Genomic DNA, 21,603 nt, shown 5'->3' with positions numbered 1-21,603 from the left:
CATGATATGAAACTGGCGCTCAAGGACATACAAAATCTCGGGGCCTCAAGGCCCGGCCAATGGAGCTTCGAGCGCGGCCGCCGCGTGATCGGCCGTTCGCAGGATTGCGACTGGCAGATCGATGACAATGAACGGCGCGTTTCCAAACTGCATTGCACGCTCAGCCGTGAGGGCGAAGACTTCACGATCCTGGACCAGAGCGCAAACGGCACGCTGGTCGATGGCCGTCTGTTGCTCGAAGGTGAAAGTGCGCGTCTGCGGGACGGCTCGCAGATCAACATCGGCGGGCAGATTTTTCAGGTAAGCATCAGCGGCGCTGTCGAGCTGGATTTTTCCGACCCCGACGCCTCGCTGCGGATGAGTGACGAACCCCTGACCATTTCGGCCATCCTTGCCGATATCGCCCCGAACGGTCGTTCGGCCGGCGGCGTGCTGGGCAACACGCTTCCCCAGGAGGACTGGACACAAACCGCTGATGGCCAGACGGGCCGGAAGGCCAAAACCATTTCGCGCAATGTCGAGATCGGCTGGAGCGCCCCGCCCAATGCCACCGGCATTGGCGCGATACTCCCGGCGGACTGGGATGACGAGCCGGCCGCAAGCAGCAGGCACGAACATACTGATGCGCTGAACACGCCGGTCGTGATCGCGCGCACGCCATCACCAATCCAGGGCGCAGATTTCGACAGCGTTTTTCCGGACGAGGTCAAAAATCCGACAGCGGAAGAGCCGGAACCTGCTGGAATATCTGCCGCACAGGCGGAGATCGGCGATCTTGTGACGGCGCTCGAAAGGGAGAATGCCGAGTGCCTCGCCATTTTCGACATCGAGGGCGATCACGCCACCGGGCCGCACGCATCGCTGGGCGAGCGTCTGGAAGCGCTCATTCATCAGCAGCGCCGCCTCACCGCCTCTCTCGAAACCCTTATCCAGACATGCACGCAGAAGCTCGAACCAAGGCTTCTCGAAGCGTCCGTCGATACCGCAAACGATATCCGCTCGAAAATCGAGCGCAGGGATTGGCAGGCGCTGATCACGAAGACGGATTACTGGTCCGCCTACAAAAAACAGTTTGAAGAAAACGGTCGTCAATTGCCGGTTCGGCAGTTTCTGCAACGGGCAGCGCGCGGCAACGCCGCGCCTCTCGCTGAACCCGACGCGATTGCGGTCGATGCCAAGGGGGTAAATAACCACGATGAGACATGAAAACCGTGTTGCCTGGAGCGAAGGCATGTTTCTTCGCGTTCAACATTTCCAGCAATCCGATCGCTGGACGGAGCGTCTGGTGCGCAATACCACGCGCAACCTTTCCCCCTATCCCTGGGGCATTGCCGAGATCGGCCTGGATCGCAGCGCGCTTTCGATAGGGCAATTCGCCCTGTCCAACCTGCGCGGCGTTCTTCCCGACGGCACACCCTTCGAGGCGCCGGAGGATTCCGATCTGCCGCCGCCGCTCGATCTCGATGACACCATCAAGGATGCCATCGTCTACCTCGCCCTGCCCGCCCGTCAGCCCGGCAAGGCGGACATGTCCGCGTCAGGCCGGAATGATACGGCCAGCGTCCGCTTCCTCGCCTCCAGCTACGAGGTCTCGGACACCAATATCGAGACGGATTTCGTGGCGCCGATCGATGTCGGCCGCCTCAGCCTGAAATTCCTCAAGACCGGCGACGATCTCGCCGGCTACGATCTCATCGGCCTTGCGCGCGTGATCGAGGTGCGTTCCGACCGCGCAGTCATTCTGGATCCGGATTTCATTCCGCCCAGCCTCACCTGTGCGGCTGCACCCCGCCTCAACGAATTGCTGACGGAACTTCTGGGGATCGTGCGCCACCGTGCCCAGGCAATCGCCGAACGGATCGGCGATCCGACAATCCGGGGAACGGCGGAAGTGGGCGACTATTTCCTGCTGCAAATCCTCAACCGGGCCGACCCGCTGCTCGCGCATGTCGGCGCCAACGCCACGCGTTTTCACCCCATCCGCTTTTATGAAGACTGTATCCAGCTTGCCGGCGAACTCGCGACCTTCACCACCGACAAAAAACGGGCGACGAATTTCCCGCCCTACCGGCATGATGATCTGAAAGCCACATTCGGTGCGGTGTTCGATGATCTGCGCACATCGCTCTCGGCGGTTCTGGAACAGGCAGCCGTTGCCATCGAACTGGTGGAGCGCCGCCACGGCGTACGCGTCGGCACGATCCACGACCGTACCCTGCTGCGCGACGCCGGTTTCGTGCTGGCCGTGCGCGCGGATATGGCCGCCGAGGACATTCGCCGCCGGCTGCCCGCACAGATCAAGGTCGGGCCGGTGGAGCGGATTTCCGAACTGGTCAATGTGGCGCTGCCGGGCATTCCGGTGCGGTCGCTGCCCGTTCTGCCACGGCAGCTGCCCTATCGTTCCGGCACCGTCTATTTCGAAATCGATACGACATCACCGCTTTGGAAACAGCTCGATACGTCCGGCGCCATCGCCCTGCATCTGGCGGGCGAGTTTCCGGGACTTGAGATGGGAATGTGGGCGTTACGCGAATGAGCAACGAAAAGCCTTCTTCCTGGCAGGATTTGCCGACGGTGGTCGAAATCACCGAGGAGAGCCGCCGCCGCAACCGGAACGCCCGCAACATGGCGGCGATCCTCGAAGACATCATCGAAACCGACGAACCGGCCGGGCGACCCAGGGGCGGCGCGACCGCCATGCCGGTCGACGAACTGCTTTCCGGTTTCCGCTTCGGTGGCGAGGAGGTGCCGACGCTCGTGCAATCGGCGGCCCCCCTGCTCAATCTCGCGCATCTGTTGCGCTTCAGCGACGACCAGCCGGACCCGGATCATCTTCGCCGCGCCTGCCTGGAGGCGATCACCCGCTATGAGCGCGATCTCGCTTCCGCCCGCATCAGCGCCGAGCGGGCGCGGGCGGCGCATTATGTCGTCTGCGCAACGGTGGATGATGTCGTTCTCAGCAAGCCCTGGGGCGTGCGGGCGGGCTGGGCGCGCTCCGGTCTTGTCTCCACCTTTCACAACGATGTCACCGGCGGCGACCGGGTCTTCGACATTCTCGACCATTTTCACCAGTCGCCCGGCGCCAACAAGGATCTGCTGCTGCTGATCTATCTATGCCTGTCGCTGGCTTTTGAAGGGCGTACACGCGTCTCCCCCAAGGGCGCGCTGGAACTTTCGCGCATCCGCGACAGTCTCTACAAGACGCTGATCGGCCAATATGGCGCCTTCGAACGGGAACTTTCGCCGCACTGGAAAGGTGTCGAGGCGCGGCATACGCCGTTGCGGACAATGGCGGCACTGTGGACGCTGCTGTCGTTGATGGCGCTTGCTTTCGCCCTTGGTTATCTCTTCTTCACGCTGTCGCTCAACAACGCATCCGACGTCACTTTCGAAAGGCTGGCCCATCTGCCGCCGAACGAGACGCCGAGCGTGCTGATCGCGAGCCCGCCAGCGCCACCGGTGAAAACCGAAGCCCCGAAAATTGTCGAACCACCAAAAATCGTGGAGCCGAAGCAACCTTCCCGGCTTGAAAAGCTGATGGCCTTCCTTCAGCCCGAAGTCGAAAAGAAGCTGGTCACGCTGGCGGATGTGAACGGGCGACTGCGCGTGCGCATCAACAATTCCGGCCTTTTCGCCACCGGCAGCGCCGAGGTCAGCCAGCAGTTTCGCGATCTGATACAGCGCATCGGCGGCGCGCTTGCCGCTGAAAAATTCCGCGCGGTCGTCATCGGTTATACCGATAACGTGCCAATCAAGACCGTGGAATTCCCGTCCAACTGGCACCTTTCCGAAGCGCGCGCCAAGGCGGTCGGGGACATTCTTTCCCAATTCACCGGCCCGGATGCGATCCTGACGGAAGGCCGCGCCGATAGTGACCCGATTGCCGACAACAAGACGCAGGAAGGCCGCGAGACGAACCGCAGAACCGAGATCATGGTCCTGACCAACCCCGATGAAAAATTGAGCGACGCCGGCATTCTCTCGCCGACCATCCAGAACAGTCCGGGACAGCAGCCGGGAGAGACGCAGCCATGAATCCGCTGAGTTATTTTTATTCGATCCGTTCCTATGTCGACAGCTACGCGGCCCTCGTCGGACGCCGCTTCCTGTCACTTCTCTGGGTAATCGCGCTCTGCGTCGTCATCTGGTTCTACGGCTATTTAATTGCACTCGGCGGTTTCAAGCCGCTCGGCACGACACAATCCCGCCTCATCGCCATCGGCATCGTTGTCGCCATCTGGCTGGTTTATATCGCCGTCACGATTTACCGCGGCCGCAAGCAGGACAAGGAACTCGTCGACAGCATCGAGCGGGAGGCTCTGGCCAACCGGCAGGCTGAAATCGGCGAAATCCAGACACGGCTGAAGGAAGCGCTGGCGCTGCTGCGGCGCGTCACGAAAAAGCGCTTCGGTTATATTTACGACCTGCCCTGGTACGTGATCTTCGGCGCACCGGGCTCCGGCAAGACGACGGCGCTGACCAATTCCGGCCTGCAATTTCCGCTTGGCGACGCACTCGGCGAAAATGCGGTCAAAGGCATCGGCGGCACGCGCAACTGCAACTGGTGGTTCGCCGACGAAGCGATCTTGATCGACACGGCTGGCCGCTATACCACGCAGGACGATCTCGACGGCTCTTCGAAAGCCGGCTGGGAGGGTTTCCTTGGGCTTTTGAGGCGATATCGCCGTTCGCAACCGATCAATGGCGCACTGGTCACCTTGTCCATCCCCGATCTTCTCACCCGCGATCCGGAGGAGCAGCGGCAGGAACTCCGCTCCATCCGTCAGCGGCTTTCGGAACTGGATGAATATCTGCATGCCCGCGTACCCGTCTATATCGTGCTGACGAAGGCCGACCTGCTGCATGGTTTCGTGGAATTCTTCGACGGTTTCAACAAGACCGACCGCCAGCAGGTCTGGGGCACAACCTTCAAGCTGGAGGAAAGCTATTCCGCGAAAGACCTGCCGCAACGCCTGACGGAAGAGCTCGAACTGCTGCAACAGCGTGTCGATGCGATGCTGATCGAACGCCTGCAGCAGGAGCAGAACGCCGAGATTCGCGGGCGCATCTTCCGTTTCCCGGCGGAACTCGCACGATTGAAGGACCGGCTGCACGAGGCTCTGACCGAGCTTTGCGCAAGCTCGCCCCTGATCGAAGCGCCGCTTCTGCGCGGTGTCTATCTCGCTTCGGGAACACAGGCGGAAACGGAACGATCCGTCAGCGCTTCCAAAGCCCGCCGAAGCTACTTCCTGTCCAGGCTCTTCAAGGACGTCATCTTCCCCGAGGCCGCGCTGGTAATGCGCGACAAGCGCCTTTCGGGACGGCAGCTGCTGGTCCGGCGCATTGCCTATGCGGCTTGCGCCGTCGCGATCGCCGTCGTTTTCACCGGCTGGATTTTCACCTATTTCGCCAATACCCAGGCACTGGCGGAAGCAGATCGCAAGCTCGGCGCTTATGAGCAGCTCGTTCAGGGCATTCCCGTGCGGGATGTCTCCGATGCCGATTTCCTGCGCATCCTTCCGGCACTCGACAATCTGCGTGACGTCAATTCCGGCTTTGCCCGGGAGCGCGTGTGGAATGTCAGCTTCGGTCTCGATCAGGAAGACAAGATTGCCGGGCGGCAGCGTGATGCCTATCAGCGCGCGCTTAACGCCCTTCTGCTGCCACGCATGATCGTGCAGCTGCAGAAGCCGCTGAAGGACGAAAAGGATATCACCCGCACTTTCAATTCGCTGAAACTCTATGGAATGCTCGGCGGAATGGGCGCGCTGGACCGGGATTTCCTGACCATGCAGACCCACCAGATGTTCGCATCCCTTTATCCGGGTGACGGAAGGGCGGCAGCGAGAGAGGCGCTCAACCAGCACGCCAGCGCGCTGGCGGATGGCGTGCTCGCCCCGATAGAGCTCGATGCGCGGCTCATCGCCACCGCCCGCGAAACCATTCGCGATCAGGCGGTCGGCACGCGCGCCTATGATATTCTCGCCGGCCTCCCGCAGGCGCAGGAGCTGATGGAATGGACACCCGCCACGGCCTTCGGCCCACTTGGTGAGCGCGCCTTCGAACGCCGCAGCAAGGCGCCGATGGCGGACGGCGTAGAAGGCCTTTTCACGGCGGAAGGATATCGCACCGTCGTCATTCCGCAGATTGCCCACGCGGCGCGTGTCGCACTTTCCGAAGGGTGGGTGCGCGGCTCCGACGATGCGATCCGTGGTGCAACGGTGGAGCAGGTGGCGCAGGCTGCATTGCAAATCTATTTCGACCGGTTCGAGAAAAAATGGGCCGATACCCTCGCGAATCTTCGGGTCAAGCCTTCCCAGACCCTCGGCGATGCGGTGGAAACGACCCGCGCGCTTGCCAATGAGCGCAACATCCTGGCGGAGGCGGCAAAATCGATCGCCAATGCTACCGATCTGCGCCCCAATGTGGGAGAAAATCCGACCAGCCTCGCCTCCACCGCCGAAGGCGACGCAACGGCAGCCGTTCTCGCCGCCACCGTCAACGCCGCCGATCCTTATGCAAGATTGCGGGACATGCTGGCGGAAAAGGCCGCCGCACCGGCGGCAGGCGGGGAAACCGCCGGCGGCAAGGCTGCGGGAACCCCGGCCGAACAGCTGCTTGCGCATTTCAAGGTGCTGAACGAGCAGCTTGCCCGCTCGGCAACCACATCCGACGAGGTTGCCAAGGTGTTCGATGTGGACAGCCAGCTGACCAAGGCGAACCAGGATCTTTTGCAGCAGGCACGGGATTTGCCGGCGCCTCTCGACGTCTGGGTGGCGGGCGTCGCTGCCGATGTCGGCTCGCTTGCGGTGAAATCCGCACGCGGCCGCATTGCCGAACTCTGGGCAGCGGATGCGGCCTCCCTGTGCTCTTCGATCGTGACGGGGCGTTACCCTTTCGACAGGTCGTCTTCCCGCGATGTCGCGATCGCGGATTTCACACGGCTGTTCGGCCCGACCGGCGTTTTCCAGAGCTTCTTCAAGCAGCGCATGGAGCCTTTCGTCGACAGGACGACCACCCCCTGGAGCTGGAAAGGTACTTTCGGCGCCCCCGGCATTCCGAGCAGCGCCATTGCCCAGTTCGAAAATGCCGACAAGATTTCGCGCGCCTTCTTCCCGAACGGCAGCGAGACGCCGGCGGTCTCGATCAATGTCAAACCGGTTTCGCTCACCAATGCCTCAAGCGCCGTGATGCTGGAAATCGAGGGTGAGCGGGTCGTTTATTATCACGGTCCTATTCAGGCGAAGTCGATCACCTGGCCATCCCGCGAGAACACGGCCAGCCTGTCCCGCATCGCATTCCAGCCGGGCGGCTGGCAGCAGGCCAAGACGGAAAACGGCGACTGGTCGCCATTCCGCCTGTTCGACGGCGCCAATATCGAAAGCAAGTCCGGCGATCTTTTGCGGGTGCGGTTTGATAATGGCGGTCAGGCGGCCGAATTCGATATCCAGTTCGGTTCGGTTCTCAATCCATTCAGGCTGGAGGCAATGTCGAGCTTTGCCTGCCCGCAGCAATTTTAACGGCGGGCAGCGCATGGATTTGCAACGGAGGGGATTTATGATGACAGCGATGACAAGAGCCACCCGGATCGTTCGTGTCTGATGGCCAATCAGGCAACAAGACCTGCGGAAACCGCTGCGGAAAGCGACCGCATCGGTTTCTTCGGCAAGATACCCAGCCACGGCGATTTTATCTCCGATGGCCTTGAACGGGAATTGATCAGCATTTTCGACGACTGGATGCGATCCGGCCTGCATGCCTGCGCGGAAATGTTTTCCGGTCGCTGGCCGGCGATATTCTCGTCATCCCCGCCCATCCGTTTCATCGTCGAAAGGGGCATATGGGGAAATTGTGCCTATGTGGGCGTGCTGGTGCCTAGCGCTGACCGGGTGGGGCGGAAATATCCACTTGCGATCATTGCCCAGCTCAACGGTTTCCGGAAACATCCGAGAACGCTCTACCTCGACGATACCTGGTTCATGGCGGCCGAGGCTCTCGCCGAAACATCCATGACCGGTGATTTCGACATGTCCCGGTTCAATGCCGCCGTCAAAAAGCTGCGTCTGCCGAAGCCGCGGGCAGATGACGACGAACCGGATATGATGCGTGACCGCATGCCGACAAGCCTCTGGTGGCATATCGATCCGCAGAGCCGCCGCGCACGCGGACACAAATTCGACGGCAAGCCGAAGGCCTCCGATTTCATGCGCCTGTTCAGCGAGATAGCGGTGAAGGACGATGAAGACGCAGCAAGCCCTGCAAGGGCGGTGTCGCCGGGTGATGTGAAACCTGAGCCCACTGCCGCGGTTCGGCCCGCGCCGCCGGCCATGCAGCCGTCGTCATCGGTCGTCTACAGCTACGCGACACATGCCGGAACACGGCTTTCCCTCAATGCGGATTCGCTGTTCGTTTCACAAAAACCTTCTCTTTTCGCCATAGCCGACGGACAGGGCGATACGCACGGCGCCGTGGAAGCCGCACGTCTGGTGACCAATATTCTGGCGGAAACGCCGGATGCCGAAAATGCGGAGATGATGGCGCAGCAGATCAGGGGCAAACTCGGCACCGTCAACAGCCTTCTCCTGTCGAGACAGAGCGCCGGCGCAGACAGCAGGCCAACCGCCAGCACCGTCATCGCCCATATCATCGACGGAAGGCTGGGCATAATATGGTCTGGTGATGCGCGCGCCTATCTGCTGAAAAACGGAACGATGCATCTGCTTTCCCGCGATCACGTCATTATCGGCATGAAAAAGCAGCTGTCCCAATGTGTCGGATTTTCCCAGCAGTTCCGGCCGGATATTGTTTATGAGGATTGGGGCGAGCAGGACCGGCTGCTTCTGTGCAGCTACCCGCTGGTGCACTTGCTGAAAGAACGGACGATCGCCGAAATCATCAGCAGCACGCCGGTCAAGGATTGCGCCGGTGCCCTGATACAGGAGGCGCTGATCGAAAACGCACGCGAAAATATCAGCGCAATCGTGATTGGAAACGAGCATGAGCGAGGGTGAACGGGAGGGCCGAAGCCCCGTTTATCCGCAGGTGAGCGAGCGCTTTTCGGAGTTGTGGCAAAGCATTCGCCATGACGGCACGCGAGAGCGGCCCGCTGAAGAACAGAAAGACCTGATCGACCAGATAAGACATGCGCTGGATCGAAAGGTCTCGCATTTTTCCGCCGCGAAACCCGAATGGATCGCCGACAGCTTTTCCGTCGAGGGCACGGCCTATGAAAGCGAAACCACGCTGTTACTCCTGCTGCGACACCGCGATCTCGGCTCCCTTCATGCCCTGAAAACAGCGCCGCCGGCAATGAGAGACGACGCGGCGCTGCTGCAAAGATTGCGGGAGGAAGCTAGGATCGGCTTGGCCCTTCGCCATCCGTGTCTGCTGGAAACATCCATGCTGCTGCGATTGCCCGATGGCCGACCGGGGCTTCTACAGCCTTGGTTTCCGCAATCGCTGGCATCACCCGCCCGGCCAATCACGGCGCAGAATGTAATCCTCATCCTTCGCCGCGTGCTGGAAGGCCTGAGCGCCCTGCATGCGCGCGGATATGTCCATTGCGATGTGACGCCCGCCAATATCCTGCTGCAGGACGGTGATTACGAAACCGGCAGGCTCGGTGATTTCGGCATTGCACTGGAGATCGGTCAAAAACATGCGGAGCGGGGTATGACCTTTGCCGCATCGGCCGGGTTTGCCGCGCCGGAACAGAGGGGCGGGGCAGCAGCAAAGCCAAGTCAGGACATATTTTCAGTCGGGCGGCTTGCTGCGCGGCTCATCGAAACAGGCGACGGGGCGGCAACGGACAGGCTTTCGCACTTTGCCGATGCCTGTAGCCGTGACGACCCCACTCTCCGTCCGCAATCCGCCATGGATGCGCTACGGCTTCTCTAACCCTGGCTTCAGTTGCTGCTGCCGGGCAGAGGCGCGGCCGCCGTCGGCGCGCTTTTCTGGAACACGGTCAGGAGCTTGGCCGAATCCACCAGCGGCGCATTGCTGGCATAAAGCACGTCGCCCTTCTGCATCTGGAAGAGCTGCATGAGTGCGATACTGGAAGCGTCCCGCATGTTGACGTGATAGATCACCGGCCGCATGCTCGTGGCCGTAGCGACCGGGCCTTTCGCGCCCGGCGCGGATGTCGACGGAATCTGAATGATCTCGTTGCGGAACACATAAACGTTGCGCGCATCGGCGCGGTCATCCAGCAATCCGCCGGCACGGCCGACGGCCTGCGCCAGGGTCAGCTTTCCGGTTTCGAACTGGAATTCCCCGGCGCTCTTGAAAGCGCCAAGTGCCGTGTAGCTCGCCGCATCGCCATCGATCATGATCTGATCATCCGGCGAAAGACGGATGTTCTGACGGTCTTCCCGCATGACGCGGTCAAGCGGCGCGCTGGCTCTCTGCGAGCCGCGAACGATCGTGACGTTGGCCGCGCCCGGAGCGACAGTCGGACCGCCAGCCTGGTTGAGCGCGTCGAGCACCCGCTCCTGACGGGCGGTGAGCACGATCTTTCCGGGTGTCTTCACCGCACCGCTGAGCATGACGGCGCTCGTCGGCTTGTCGACGACGGTGACGACGGCCTGCGGATTAACGGCCGATCCCTTGAGCCCGGCGACGACCTGTGATTGCAGCCCTTCTGGCGTGGAATCAATAACCCTCTGCTTGCCGACGAAGGGAATATTGACCGAGCCGCTTTGATCCACGGTAAAGCGGCCGAGATTGAGCGTCTTGCTCTGCGTCGGGGAGAAAAGACCGTCTTCACCCGTATCCAGCACGGTGATGTCGATCACGTCGCCGCGCCGCAGTCTCTGGGCGTTATAGCCGGTATTGCGAAGCGCGGTGAGGCCGGGACCGGAAGCGTTTTGCAGGCTGCCGGCGGAAACCGTGGCCGCCGGTGCATTTGCAAGTTCGATAACGGGGATTTTTTCGTTGGTTCGAGGGAAGGTCGCAGACCGGATATTGCCCGCGGTCGGCCCGTCAGATGGCTTTGCACATGCGCTCAAAAGAGCCACCAGCAAAACCGCCCCCAACTTCTTCATCCCTCATCCCCTTGATGATTCAACCTGACGCAGAGATAACATCCAAACACGTCATCGCAACAACTTTAGCGGTTGCAATTTAGCGAAAACTTGTCTTCCGGCGAAAAGGTGTGACCATTCCGCAACCTTTTCCAAAGTGTTCCCTCACCGACCCCAACAATGTACCGATGAGAAATAAGTGGCCTGCTCCTGCCGGCGCCTAGGAGATTGGATGGAACGGTTTTGCAGTGCGGGAGTTAGCTTTCTGCACACCAAGACAGGAGAAAAAACAATGGACCACAGCAATCACGTTCGTCTGGTTGAAACCGAACTCACGCCATCCGTTCTTGAAGGCGCCACCGTTTATGGCGCGGACGATCACAAGGTCGGCAAGGTCGATCATGTCCATGGTGTTGGCGCCGGCACCACCGCGATCATCGATGTCGGCGGCTTTCTCGGCATCGGCGCAAAACCCGTCGCGGTGCCGATCAGCGATCTCGATTTCATGCGGGACGAGGACGGAGAGATCCACGCAGTGACCTCATGGACCAAGGACCAGCTTGAGGACATGCCCGAGCATCGTCATTAATTGCATTGTCATTGATCCAGAAGAGCGCCCGGCTGTTTGCCGAGCGTTCTTTTATTTTCCGGGCAAACGCTTTTGCGTCAAACGGCGAGGAAACCGCCATCGACGGGCAATACGGCACCGGAAATCATCTTGCTGTCGTCCGAGAGCAGCAGCGCAATGCTCTGCGCCACCTCTTCCGCTTCGGCAAAACGGTTGAGCGGATGACGAACCATCATCGGCTGGCTCTTGGCCGGATCGTTCCAGGCTTCGGCAGCGAGCTCGGTCAGCGTGATGGTGGGCGCAACCGCGTTGACGCGGATACCGTGGGGGCCAAGCTCCTTGGCGAGAACGCGGGTTGCGCCTTCAAGCCCGGCCTTCGACGCCGCATAACACAGGTGATCCTGAAAACCGCGATGACCGGCAATGGACGTGATGTTGACGATGGCACCGCCGCCGCCATTTGCGACGCGGGCGCGAGCAAATTCCTGGCAGGTGACGAGCGCGGCGCGCAGGTTGATGCCCAGCACGGCTTCGTAACCCGCATCACTCATGTCCAGTACGCTTTCCAGCACGTTGATGCCGGCGCTGTTGATCAGGAAATCGCAGGGACCGGCTTCCGCCATGGCGGCGCGGGTGGCGGCGACATCGGCAAGATCGACACGGATCGAACGGCCACCGATTTCGCTTTTCAGGCTGTCGAGATCGGACTGGGTGCGGCTGATCGCCACCACTTCCGCACCGCGCGCGGCCATCAGCTGCGCACAGGCGCGGCCGATGCCTTTGCCTGCGCCGGTGATGATGACGGATTTTCCGGAAAACTGCATGGAATCCTCGTTATTTTGCGGCCGATACGGCCGGATGATCTAAGTATGTGACAGCGCTCAGGAATGGCTGGCGGCACGAATGGCGCGCGCCGCATTCTGCAGCGCCAGAAACGCGTCGTAACGCGTCTGGTGGATCTTCTGAAAAGCAGGATCGGGCGCAGCACAGCTGGCGATACGCGACATGGCGGGCATGGCGGCCATCAGGTCCGGATAGGTTCCGGCGGCAACGGCACCCAGCATGGCCGAACCGAGAAGCACCGGCTCCTCGCATTCCGTCAGTTCCACAGGAAGCCCCGCCGCGTCCGCCAGCAACTGCCGGGCAAGCGGGTGTGCACCCGCCCCGCCGCTGACGCTGATGGTTTCCACCGGCGCACCATTGCGGGCCTGTGTTTCGATGATCTGGCGAAGCCCGTAACCGAGGCCGAGAAGCCCCGCCACATACAGCGCGACGAGGGAATCCACGCCGGTCTCCATGCCATAACCGGCAATGACCGCGCGGGCATGGGGATCAGCGAAGGGCGCGCGATTGCCAAGGAATTCCGGCACCACATGAAAATCTTCGGCAAGCTTTGCCGCGACGGAAGCAGATGCGGCGAGACTGAGCGCACGGTCGGCAAGCCAGACCGGCAAGGCTTTGCCTTCCTTCCCGGCAAGCGCCTTCGCCTCGGCAAAGGCCGGGTGCAATTGCACGAGGTAGTCGATCGCCGCCCCGGCGGCGGACTGTCCGCCTTCATTGAGCCATGCACCTGGAACCATGGCGGAATAATAAGGACCCCAGACACCCGGCACGAAGGCGGGTTCGGTGGTGGTGGTCATGGTGCAGGACGAGGTGCCGAAGACATAACCGAGGCATCGCGAGGCATCGCCACCGGCAGCCACCGTGCCGACACCGCCGGCATGGGCATCGATCAGGCCCGCGGCAACGGCGGTGCCCGCGACCAACCCCATGGCCTTTGCGGCATCTTGCGTCAGGCCTGCACCGAGCGCGGTACCGGGATGCACGACGCTTTCACCGATGCGGCGAAAGCCCTGCTCGGCCAGATCGCCAAGCCCGATCTTGGTGAAATAGTCCGCATCCCAGCGGTTTTCATGGGCGAGATAGGTCCATTTGCAGGTGACCGTGCAGGCGGAACGATCAAGCGCGCCGGAAGCCTTCCATGTCAGAAAATCCGTCAGGTCGAAGAAGTGCTCGGCGCGGGCATAGACATCCGGTCGGTTTTCACGAAGCCACAAAAGCTTCGGAGTCTGCATTTCGGGAGAGATGCGGCCGCCGACATATTTCAGGACGGCATGCTCTCCAGAATTGATGCGCTCCGCCTGTTCAACGGCGCGGTGATCCATCCAGACGATGATATCGCGTTCGGGATGATCGGCAGCGCCGACCGGCAGGGTCTCGTCATCAGGTCCACGCACGACAAGTGAACAGGTGGCGTCGAAACCGATGCCGGCAACCGCGGCCGGATCGATGCCGGCGCGGGAAACGCTTTCGCGCACGCTGTCGCAGACGGCCTGCCACACTTCTGCGCTCGATTGTTCGGCAATGCCGCCATCCTCGCGATGCATGCTGATCGGGCGCTTGGCGGTGGCGAGAAGCTTGCCCGCGACATCGAAGACACCGGCCCGCGCCGAGCCGGTCCCGACATCGACGCCAACAAGATAGGAAGCCATTTGCGATACTCCTCGGAGCGGATCATCCGGTGCTTGAACAGGTTGAAGCGGCGGGACCGTTTCCGGTCTTTCCGCCGCTCCAGAGATTTTTAAACGCGGTCGAAGTTGGTCGGCAAGACCAGCATGTCGCGGATGGTGACGGTACGCTTGCGTGTCAGCATGTAAACGACGGCATCGGCCACTTCGCTCGCATCGATGAGGCTGCCGGATTCCTTGGCCTTGCGAAGGTTTTCCTCCGGCCAGTCGGCCAGAAGCGCCGAGACGACCGGACCGGGAGAGACCTGCGCGACGCGCACGCCGTGCGGGATCATCTGGCGACGCATGCCCTGCACGAAGCTGGTGATCGCCCATTTCGAACCCGAATAGACCGGCTCCCAATAGGTCGGGAAATGGCCGGCGATCGAGCAGGTGACGATGATATCACCGGTCTTGCGCGCCGACATATGCGGCACGACGGCCTGCACGTTCTTCATCACGGTATTGACGTTGAGGTTCAGCATCTTGTCGATGGCTTCGGGCGTCGTCTCGGTGAGAGAGCCGCCGATATAGGTGCCGGCGTTGCAATAGAGAATGTCGATATGGTCGACCTTCTTGAGGATTTCCGGGATCATCGCATTGCAGCTGTCGGCATCCAGCAGGTTCGTCACCTGCGGGATGGCGCGGTCGCCGAGCTTGGCGGCCAGATCATTCAAGGCTTTCTCGTTCCAGTCGACCATGACCACGGTTGCGCCCTGTTCCAAGAGCGCTTCCGTTGTGGCAAGCCCGATGCCGGATGCGGCGCCGGTGATGACCGCGATCTTGCCTTGCAGCGATTCAGACATTTAATTCTCCTGCGTTTATGAAGATGTTTCCGGGCCGGCTCAGCGCCATTCGCGCCCGATATAGATGGCCAGCAGAATGATGCCGCCTTTGATGACATCCTGCAGATAGGGGTTGATGCCCATCAGGTTGAGGCCGTTATTGAGGATGCCGAGCAGCACCGCGCCGATGAGCGTGCCGAGGATGAGACCCCTGCCGCCGGCAATCGCCGTACCGCCGAGAACGACGGCCGCAATGGCATCGAGTTCGAAGCCGACGCCGGCATTGGGCTGACCGCTCATCAGGCGGCCGGTCAGAATGAGGGCGGCGAAAGCTGCCGTGACGCCCGAGATGCCGTAGACCGCGAGCTTGACGCGCTGGGTCTTCACGCCCGAAAGACGCGCCGCCAGCTCGTTCCCGCCAAGTGCGTAGACGTGGCGACCAAAAGCCGTGCGCTGCAACAGCACCCAGGCGATGGCATAAATCACCACCATGATGACGACAGGTACGGGAACGACGCCGATACGGCCGACGCCGAACCACGAAATCCAGCTCGGAATGCCGCTGACCGGGTAACCGCCGGAATAGATGAGACCGAGACCGCGCGCCATGCCCATGGTGGCGAGCGTCACGATGATGGCGGGCATCTTGCCCCAGGCGACGAGCGCCCCGTTGAAGATGCCGATACCGAGACCGATGAACAGGCCGGCCGGCAAAGCAACCGCGGGCGACAGGCCGGTATTCACCATCAGGCCGGCCGACAGCGTGCCGATAAGCGCCATGACCGCACCGACCGACAGGTCGATGCCGCCGGTGAGGATGACGAAGGTCATGCCGACGGCGAGAATGCCGACGACGGACACCTGCCGCAGCACGTTCATGATGTTGTTGAGGCTGAAGAAATTGTCGCTCGCGAGCCCCATCAGGATGGATACGACAATCAGACCCGCCAGCGGCAGGGTAAGCGGCGAGCGCAGCATGGCACTGAGACTGAAACCGCCCGTTTTCACGGCGGTGCCGGTGTTTGCATCAAGCGACATGTTCAACTCTCCCGGTGGTGGCGTTTGTCATTATTGTTTCTGAATTGATGTCTTCGCCTTCGACCGTGGCGACGATGCCGCCGGAACGGAAGACGCAGACCCTGTCGGACATGCCGATCACTTCCGGCAGCTCCGAGGAGATCATGATGATCGAATGGCCCCTGGCGGCGAATTCGCGCATCAGAGCGTAGATTTCCGCCTTTGCGCCGACATCGATGCCGCGTGTCGGCTCGTCGAAGATCAGCACGCGCATGTCATGGTTCAGCCAGCGGGCGATGACGATCTTCTGCTGGTTGCCGCCGGACAGCGTGTCGACCCGGGCATATGGTCCCTGCGCCTTGACCTGCACCTGCGCCATGGCCTTCGTCGTATGTTCCAGTTCCTTTTTGAGATCGAGGAACCAGTGGGCCTTGCGGTATTTGCGATAATTGTTCAGCGAAATATTCTGCAGGATCGAGAAGCTGGTGATCAGCCCCTCTTCCTTGCGGCTTTCCGGAAGCAGGCCGATGCCACGCATCAGCGCATCATCGGGGCCCGATAAACGGATATCCACACCATCGAGCTTGATCTTGCGGCGCGAGGCGGAATGCGCGCCGAGCATGGCCAGCACCGTTTCCGTGCGACCCGAGCCGACGAGCCCGGCAAAGCCGAGGATTTCACCCTTGCGCAGCGCAAATCGCGAGACAGGGCCGCCCTTCTTCAATTGCAGCTCTTCCACTTCGATCACCTTTGCGGCGGAAGGATCGAGCTGCGGCTTCGGCGGGAAGCTGGCTTCGATGCGCCGGCCGACCATCATCTCCACCAGGCGGTCATTGTCGACCTCCGATGTCAGGCAGGAACCGATCAACTCGCCATCGCGAAGGACCGTGATGCGGTCGCAGATCTCGAATATTTCCTCGAGATGATGCGAAATGAAGATGATCGCCACACCCTGACGTCGCAGCTCGCGCATGACCTTGAACAGATGCTCTGTCTCGGACGGCGTGAGCGTCGCTGTCGGCTCGTCGAGCACGAGAATGCGGGCGTCGAGCGACAGCGCCTTGGCGATTTCGACGAATTGCTGCTGGGCAACCGAAAGACGATGCACCGGCACGTCGAGCGGCACATCCACGGCCAGACGGCCCATGATCTCGGCCGCGCGCTTGCGCATCGCACCCTTGTTCAAAAGGCGCAGCGGCCCGCGGATTTCGCGAGCAAGAAACATGTTTTCGCCGGCATTGAGATAGGGGATCAGGCTGAATTCCTGAAACACGATGCCGACGCCAGCGGCAATCGCCTCATCGTAATTGGCGAAGCGGCGATCCTTGCCGTCAATGCGGATCGTCCCTTCGGAGGGCTGCAAAATGCCGCACAGGATCTTCATCAAAGTCGACTTGCCGGCACCGTTCTCACCCAGAAGCGCATGCACCTCACCGGCGCGCGCCTCAAGGTCGACGCCGCGCAGGACTTCGATCTTGCCAAAGCTTTTTCTTATTCCATTCAGTTCCAGCATTTCACCCTCCTCAATGGTCGGGACTTAACCCCGCCCCCACACAAGGTGGGGACGGGACTGGGAGGAGATCTTACCAGCTGAACTCGCCAGCGTTTTTGCTGTCGACAACCATGACGTCGATCGGGACTTCCTTCGGCACGACGCGTGCGCCCCACTTCTGGGCAAGCGCCATGGCAAGACCGACACGCACCTGGTCACGCGGGAACTGCGCGGTGGTCTCGATGAAAGGACCGCCATCGGCAATCGCCTTCACTGCTTCCGGAGCACCGTCCACCGAGGTCAGCTTGATGTCCTTGCCGGAACCCTGGATCGCAGCGAGTGCACCCATCGCGCCGCCGTCGTTGACCGAGAAGATGCCGGCGAGGTTCGGACGCGACTGGATCATATTTTCAACGACACCGAGAGCAACGGAACGGTCCTGACGGCCGTTCTGCGTGTCAACAAGCTTGATCTCGGGGAATTCGGCAAGAGCCGCCTTGCAACCTTCGACGCGCTGCAGGATCGGAACGACCGGAATACCGTCGAGGATAGCAACCTCGCCCTTGCCGCCAAGCGCATCGCCGAGATATTTGCACGACTGATAACCTGCGTCGCGGTTCTTCGAACCGACGAAGGTGTCGACCGGGCCGTTGGCATTGGCGTCAACCGCAACGACAGTCACGCCGGCAGCCTTGGCAGCGTGAACGGCGGCTTCGATGCCGGCGCTGTCTGTCGGGTTGAGGAGCAGGATGTCGATCTTCTGCTGAAGCATGTCTTCAACGTCGGAAATCTGCTTTGCCACATCGTGGCCGGCGTCGGTGACGATGACGTCAGCGCCGATACTTGCGGCGGCTTCCTTCAGCGCTTCCTGCATCGATACGAAATAGGGGTTGTTCAGTTCCTGGAAGGTCATGCCGATCTTCAGCTTTTCCTGCGCCAGCGCCGGAGCGGCCATCATTGCAATTGCGGCTGTCGCCATCAGAAACTTGGATTTCATTTTCATCTCACTTTTCCTCCCGTTTGGAAAGTTGGGGCAACAGGTGCCCGTTTCCGGACAGCCCTCTGCCCGAATTCTAAAAAATCGGCGATGTGTCGCTGGTTTACTCCGCCATGACCGCTGCCTTCTGGGCCGCGAATACGGTTCGGAACCTCGACGGCGACATTCCCTTCAGTTTCAGGAAATGCCGGTTGAAATTCGAAAGATTGGAAAAGCCCACATCGTAGCAGACCTCCGCCACCTTCACGTCCTGATCCGCCAGCAGCATCTGGCAGGCGAGATCGATGCGCAGTTGATTGCGATACCGCACCAGCGTCGTGCCCGTATGGCGCTTGAAGGCGCGGGAAAAGGCGCTCGGGCTCTGACCCACCATGTCGGCGAGATCGATCTCCTCGACCTGTTCGGTCAGGTGCTGGCGCAGATGTGACAAAGCGCGGTTGATGCCGCTATCGCCAATGCCGGTCAGATCAAGCTCATAACTCAGGCTTGCAAGCACTTCTGAAGACGGCGCGTTGACCAGCAGATCGAGAATTTCCCAGAAAAGCGCGAGCCGCGTCAGCCCCTGCGCCTCGATCAACCGCAGGATCAGCGGGCGAACCCGGTCACTCGTCTCATCGTCGAAGAGAATGCCACGGCGGCTGCGATCCAGCAGTGCACGCACCACGTCCATTTCAGACATGGAGGCGCAGGCATCTTCGATAAAGCTCTCCGGAAACTGGATCACGAGGGAACGAGTCGGCACGATTTCGTCCGGCTCGATCTCGCTGATCCAGTTCTGGGGGAGATTGGGGCCGGTCATGATGAGCTGACCGGGGCTGAAGCGACCGACGAAATCACCTATGTAGAAGGTGCCCGACGTGGCGACGACCAGATGAATTTCGTATTCGGGATGATAATGCCAGCGCACGGTGCGGAACGGATAGCCATGCCGCCAGGCAGCGAAGGATTCGCCCTTGCGGATGTGCACCAGTTCCAGATCGGGCTGCATCATGGTTCCTCCCATCAGTCGCGTCCGCCGCATTTGCGGAACAGAGCCATTTCCTCTTTATGGCTCGTCCCAGGCGTTGATGAGGAGCATATGGCGTGCGGCCTCTGTGCTTCCACATCACGCCGAAGAAATTACCGATACTTTTTTGACTCTTTTTTGTCGGGAAATGAATAGTCGCCCGATGGGGCTGACCAAAAACGCGGCGATGTCACCGAATTTTCCGCTCAATTTGGCGTGATGCGCTCAAACAATGCGCAACCGGAAGCAATATCCGGTGAAATCTTGACGTGTGGCCTGCCTCCTGTCGGCAGGCCACACTCATACTTTTCCGCAAGATATCTGCCGCTCAATCATCAGCGGCAGGCTTCGTCCTTTATTGCGGCATCACGATCTGCAGTTTCACGTCCGTTTCCCGTGCTTCGACTGCACGGTCGAAACCGGCAATGCTGTCTTCGAAGGGAATGGTCGCGGAAATCAGCGGCTTCAGATCGACCTTGCCGGATGCGATGAGCGCAACCGCGCGGTCATAGACATTGGCGTAACGGAATACCGTTTCCACCCGCAGCTCCTTGGCCTGAAGGCCAACAATATCGACCGGAACCGGATCAACCGGCATGCCAACAAGCACGATAGCACCGCCCGGCCGTGCCAGCTTCGCCATGCCAAGCACGGCGGGTGCCGCGCCTGAGCATTCAAAAACGACGTCGCAGCCCCAGCCATCAGTAGCGGCTGCCACGGCGTCGGCAAGATTACGCTCGCGAATGTTGACAGTCTCGATACCGTCATAAGACGCGATAATGTCGAGCTTCGGCTGGGCGAGATCAGCAACGATGACCTTGGCGCAACCGCCGGCAAGGGCTGCCAAGGCAACCATCATGCCGATCGGGCCGGCGCCGGTGACAACGGCAATATCACCGGGCTGGATGCGCGCCCGAAGTGCCGCCTGCATGCCGATGGCGAAGGGCTCGACCATCGCCCCTTCGGCAAAGGAGACATTGTCCGGCAGCTTGTAGGTGAAGGCAGCGGGGTGAACGACTTCCGGCGTCAGGCAGCCATGGATCGGCGGCGTCGCCCAGAAGCGGACAGCCGGATCGACATTATAGATACCGAGTTTCGAGGCCCGCGATGTGGCATCGGGAATACCCGGCTCCATGCAGACACGGTCGCCCGCCTTCAGGTGGGTGACTTCGGAACCGGTTTCGATCACCGTTCCCGAAGCCTCGTGTCCGAGCACCATCGGCGCATTGACGACGAAATGGCCGATCTTGCCATGGGTATAATAATGAACGTCCGAGCCGCAGATGCCGACCGTGTGGGTGCGGATGCGCACATCCTTCGGTCCGAGTTCACCGGACCCGGCTCCACCGGGAATATCAAAATCCCTGAGCGAGAGCTTGCCTTTTTCTTCCAGCACCAGTGCCTTCATCTCATCCTCCGTGGTTTGCGATACGCCTGGCAGCGAATTCAATGAGCGTGATGGCGTGCAACATCGGCAAAAGTAAACAGAAATCCACCGGATCGTCCGGTTTTTCTTCGCCAGGGAAAAACTGTATCGAGACGCCCGCTATTTCTCATCACTGGCAGGATGTCACGGCCTTTCGGAAGCGGGACAGAGGGCATGATTCGTCTGCCGATACGGAGCGCCTTCCATCCCCGCGGGGCTTGCGGGCCGAGCCTCCCTAAAGCTTCTCGCCCGGCAATCGGCTCGCCTGTTTCACCCAGTCGGCGAACTGCGCTTCATCGAAATTGCCCTCATGGATATCGAGGTAACGAACCCTGGGATGCTTCGACGCGCCGGGCGGCAGGGGCTGCAAGGATGCGCCGTTGAGGAAGGTGACTTTGATATATCTGGTAAAACAGTGAAGGCTGAGAAACCAGACGTCGTCTTCCATGCCGTAAAAGGGTGAATTCCACTTCACTGCCTTGCGCACGCCCGGCACCAAGCTTTCGATCAACGCGTCGATACGGGCTCCGGCCGGGCTTTTCCAACCCGGCATGGCGGCGATATAAGCCTGCACCGGCGCATCACCATATCCCTTTGCAATCTGCGGATTACCGCCCGAAAGAAGTTTCGGTTCGGCGGCGGACGGCTTGGTCTCAGCTATTTCGGCAGCTTTACCCGGCCTCTTTTCAGCCATCGCGGTTCCTCCTGTTCTTTGGCGGCCTCCTGCCGCTTTCCAAAGCCCCGGTACGAACCTGCCATAAAAAGCGAACGCAGTAAAAAAACT

Annotated in this window: 17 protein-coding genes; 7 read left to right on the top strand and 10 right to left on the bottom strand. The window is 60.8% G+C overall.

Features of this window, described 5'->3' with window-relative positions:
* Positions 1–6: 6 nt before the first annotated feature.
* The 6 genes from O3S81_RS17310 (at position 7) to O3S81_RS17285 (ending at position 9,897) form a co-directional block, all read left to right on the top strand.
* Positions 7–1,206, top strand: coding sequence for a type VI secretion system-associated FHA domain protein (locus O3S81_RS17310; protein ID WP_269345105.1), 1,200 nt, complete (start codon positions 7–9; stop codon positions 1,204–1,206).
* Complete coding sequence (gene tssK / locus O3S81_RS17305) at positions 1,196–2,536, top strand: type VI secretion system baseplate subunit TssK (protein ID WP_269345104.1); 1,341 nt, start codon at positions 1,196–1,198, stop codon at positions 2,534–2,536. The genes O3S81_RS17310 and tssK overlap by 11 nt, the downstream gene beginning before the upstream one ends.
* On the top strand, positions 2,533–4,035 hold the full coding sequence (gene tssL / locus O3S81_RS17300) for a type VI secretion system protein TssL, long form (RefSeq protein WP_269345103.1): 1,503 nt from the start codon (positions 2,533–2,535) through the stop codon (positions 4,033–4,035). The genes tssK and tssL overlap by 4 nt, the downstream gene beginning before the upstream one ends.
* Positions 4,032–7,520: a type VI secretion system membrane subunit TssM gene (gene tssM / locus O3S81_RS17295; protein WP_269345101.1), complete on the top strand. Its 3,489-nt coding sequence runs from the start codon at positions 4,032–4,034 to the stop codon at positions 7,518–7,520. The genes tssL and tssM overlap by 4 nt, the downstream gene beginning before the upstream one ends.
* Before the next feature lie 81 nt (positions 7,521–7,601).
* Positions 7,602–9,011, top strand: a complete 1,410-nt coding sequence (gene tagF / locus O3S81_RS17290; RefSeq protein ID WP_269345099.1) for a type VI secretion system-associated protein TagF — start codon at positions 7,602–7,604, stop codon at positions 9,009–9,011.
* A complete protein-coding gene (locus O3S81_RS17285) occupies positions 8,998–9,897 on the top strand; it encodes a protein kinase domain-containing protein (RefSeq protein WP_269345097.1) in 900 nt (299 codons plus the stop codon). The genes tagF and O3S81_RS17285 overlap by 14 nt, the downstream gene beginning before the upstream one ends.
* An 8-nt stretch (positions 9,898–9,905) precedes the next feature.
* On the opposite strand, the gene O3S81_RS17280 is transcribed toward O3S81_RS17285, so the two are convergent.
* Complete coding sequence (locus tag O3S81_RS17280; RefSeq protein WP_269345096.1) at positions 9,906–11,042, bottom strand: polysaccharide biosynthesis/export family protein; 1,137 nt, start codon at positions 11,040–11,042, stop codon at positions 9,906–9,908.
* Between the two features lie 271 nt (positions 11,043–11,313).
* On the opposite strand from O3S81_RS17280, the gene O3S81_RS17275 reads away from it, so the two are divergent.
* A complete protein-coding gene (locus O3S81_RS17275; RefSeq protein ID WP_269345094.1) occupies positions 11,314–11,610 on the top strand; it encodes a PRC-barrel domain-containing protein in 297 nt (98 codons plus the stop codon).
* A gap of 77 nt (positions 11,611–11,687) precedes the next feature.
* Here the strand turns inward: O3S81_RS17275 and O3S81_RS17270 are convergent, their stop codons facing one another.
* From O3S81_RS17270 to O3S81_RS17230, 9 genes are all read right to left on the bottom strand, one after another.
* Complete coding sequence (locus O3S81_RS17270) at positions 11,688–12,413, bottom strand: SDR family oxidoreductase (RefSeq protein ID WP_080827908.1); 726 nt, start codon at positions 12,411–12,413, stop codon at positions 11,688–11,690.
* Between the two features lie 57 nt (positions 12,414–12,470).
* The gene (locus O3S81_RS17265; RefSeq protein WP_269345093.1) at positions 12,471–14,081 is read right to left on the bottom strand and encodes an FGGY-family carbohydrate kinase; all 1,611 of its coding nucleotides are present in this window, start codon (positions 14,079–14,081) and stop codon (positions 12,471–12,473) included.
* A gap of 89 nt (positions 14,082–14,170) precedes the next feature.
* Positions 14,171–14,902, bottom strand: coding sequence for an SDR family oxidoreductase (locus O3S81_RS17260; RefSeq protein ID WP_269345092.1), 732 nt, complete (start codon positions 14,900–14,902; stop codon positions 14,171–14,173).
* Positions 14,903–14,941: 39 nt separating this feature from the next.
* Entirely contained in the window at positions 14,942–15,919 is a 978-nt protein-coding gene (locus O3S81_RS17255; protein WP_269345090.1) for an ABC transporter permease, read from the bottom strand.
* Positions 15,909–17,411 (bottom strand): sugar ABC transporter ATP-binding protein, encoded by a 1,503-nt coding sequence (locus O3S81_RS17250; protein ID WP_269345089.1) that lies wholly within the window; start codon positions 17,409–17,411, stop codon positions 15,909–15,911. Before O3S81_RS17250 ends, O3S81_RS17255 begins: the two co-directional genes overlap by 11 nt.
* A gap of 70 nt (positions 17,412–17,481) precedes the next feature.
* The gene (locus O3S81_RS17245) at positions 17,482–18,393 is read right to left on the bottom strand and encodes an ABC transporter substrate-binding protein (protein WP_269345088.1); all 912 of its coding nucleotides are present in this window, start codon (positions 18,391–18,393) and stop codon (positions 17,482–17,484) included.
* A gap of 97 nt (positions 18,394–18,490) precedes the next feature.
* Positions 18,491–19,375, bottom strand: coding sequence for a helix-turn-helix domain-containing protein (locus tag O3S81_RS17240; RefSeq protein ID WP_269345149.1), 885 nt, complete (start codon positions 19,373–19,375; stop codon positions 18,491–18,493).
* A 373-nt stretch (positions 19,376–19,748) separates the two neighbouring features.
* Positions 19,749–20,801: an NAD(P)-dependent alcohol dehydrogenase gene (locus O3S81_RS17235; protein WP_269345087.1), complete on the bottom strand. Its 1,053-nt coding sequence runs from the start codon at positions 20,799–20,801 to the stop codon at positions 19,749–19,751.
* A 253-nt stretch (positions 20,802–21,054) separates the two neighbouring features.
* Complete coding sequence (locus O3S81_RS17230) at positions 21,055–21,513, bottom strand: DUF1801 domain-containing protein (RefSeq protein WP_269345084.1); 459 nt, start codon at positions 21,511–21,513, stop codon at positions 21,055–21,057.
* Positions 21,514–21,603 lie beyond the last annotated feature (90 nt).

Origin of the sequence: Agrobacterium sp. SOY23 (assembly GCF_027212525.1) — a bacterium.
Lineage (GTDB): Bacteria > Pseudomonadota > Alphaproteobacteria > Rhizobiales > Rhizobiaceae > Agrobacterium > Agrobacterium tumefaciens_I.
Note: the sequence above shows the minus strand (reverse complement) of the source record. Positions and strands in the feature narration are given on the sequence as shown.